Consider the following 1257-nt stretch of genomic DNA (forward strand, 5'->3'; position numbering starts at 1 on the left):
CGAGATCTACAGCCTCATGCGCGAACTCACGCGCCAGGGCAAAGCCATAGTGATGATCTCGAGCGAGCTGCCCGAGATCGTCGGAATGTGCGACCGCGTCGCCGTGTTCTCGGGCGGGTCCATCGTGGCCACGCTGGAGGGCGACTCCATCAACTCGGGCGACATCATGCGCCACGCAACCACAGGGGGTTCGCAATGAATGCCACCGCCAGCCATCCCACGCCGCCGGTTCCCGCGGGCGGGTTCCTTACCCAGCTGCGCCGCTCGACGGCTTTCCTGCCGCTGGTGGGCCTGGTCGCGATCTCGGTCTTCATGATCGTGGCGACCGACAACTTCCTCTCGTGGGGCAACCTGCAGAACATCGCGCTGCAGTCGTCGATCAACGCGATCATCGCGGTGGGCATGACGGCCGCGATCCTCACCGGCGGCATCGATCTTTCGGTGGGCGCGGTGGTGGCGCTGTCGGGCACGCTGGCCTCGGGAATGATGGTGCAGTTCGGGCTGCCGCCGATGCTCGCAGTGCCGCTCGGGCTCGCGGTGGGCGTGGTGATCGGCCTCTTCAACGGCTACTGCGTGGCGTACCTGCGCATGCCGCCGATCATCGTGACGCTGGCCACGATGGGCATCGCGCGCGGCATTGCACTCATCTACACAGGCGGCTATCCGATCGACGGACTGCCGGAGTCGTTCGCCTTCCTCGGCGGCGGCGTGCTCGCGGGCATCAAGGTGCCGATCCTCATCATGCTGGCGACGTACCTCGTGGCGTATGTGCTGCTCAACATGGCGCCGTTCGGGCGGTATGTGTACGCCATCGGCGGCAACGAGGAAGCGACGCGGCTTTCGGGCGTTCGGGTGTCGCGCTACAAGCTGCTCGTGTATGCGCTGAGCGGCCTCACCGCAGCCATCGCCGGCATTGTGCAGGCGGCGCGCGTGACAAGCGGGCAGCCCGGCGTGGGCGTGGGCTTCGAGCTCGACGCGATCGCGGCGGTGGTGATGGGCGGCACGTCGATCGCCGGCGGACGCGGCGCCATCGTCGGCACGCTGGTCGGTGCGCTGCTGCTCGGCGTGTTGAACAACGGTCTCAACATGATCGGCGTCTCGCCGTACCTGCAATTGATCATCAAGGGCGGCATCGTCTTGCTCGCCATCTTCATCAGCAGAGAAGCCAAACGCTGACCCTCCTCCGTCTTGCTCCTTCCCCCTTTGGGGGAAGGCAGGGATGGGGGCAGGCAGAGCGTGCCCAGTGGTGACGCCGCT

Annotated in this window: 1 protein-coding gene and 1 pseudogene; both read left to right on the top strand. The window is 66.5% G+C overall.

The window, feature by feature from the left end; genetic code table 11:
* Positions 1-199, top strand: a pseudogene (locus RT97_RS28645) (sugar ABC transporter ATP-binding protein); the annotation flags it as partial.
* Complete coding sequence (locus RT97_RS28650) at positions 196-1176, top strand: ABC transporter permease (protein WP_042582257.1); 981 nt, start codon at positions 196-198, stop codon at positions 1174-1176. The pseudogene RT97_RS28645 and the gene RT97_RS28650, both read left to right, overlap by 4 nt.
* Positions 1177-1257 lie beyond the last annotated feature (81 nt).

It is taken from the genome of Variovorax paradoxus (assembly GCF_000834655.1).
GTDB lineage: Bacteria > Pseudomonadota > Gammaproteobacteria > Burkholderiales > Burkholderiaceae_C > Variovorax > Variovorax paradoxus_F.